This is a genomic window from Azospirillum sp. TSO35-2, assembly GCF_003116095.1.
GTDB lineage: Bacteria > Pseudomonadota > Alphaproteobacteria > Azospirillales > Azospirillaceae > Azospirillum.
In genome coordinates, this window is sequence record NZ_LGRA01000008.1 from 1,147,069 (window position 1) to 1,147,375 (window position 307).

The window sequence follows — 307 nt, forward strand, 5'->3', positions numbered from 1 at the left end:
GCGAGCCCGCCAAGCGCAAGGCCGGCGTCAAGGTCGCCGACGTCGCAGCCCTGGTCGACAAGCTGAAGAACGAGGCGCGGGTGGTCTGAGGGGGCGCGCCTGCCCGCTGCCCCCACCCTGACCCTCCCCCGCTTCGCAGGGGAGGGAACTCCGCCGGACGCCGACAAGCATCCTGCTCCCTCCCCTGCGAGAGCGGGGGAGGGTCGGGGTGGGGGCACTCGCCAGCCGACACTCCCCACCCGCCAACCAAGGACCGCCCCCATGACCATCCTGATCCTCGCCGACCACGACAACGCCGGCCTCAAGC

General features: G+C 72.6%; 1 pseudogene. It reads left to right on the forward strand.

Annotated features, from left to right (window positions below):
• Nucleotides 1-89, forward strand: a pseudogene (locus TSO352_RS33850) (electron transfer flavoprotein subunit beta/FixA family protein); the annotation flags it as partial.
• Between the last annotated feature and the right edge of the window lie 218 nt (nucleotides 90-307).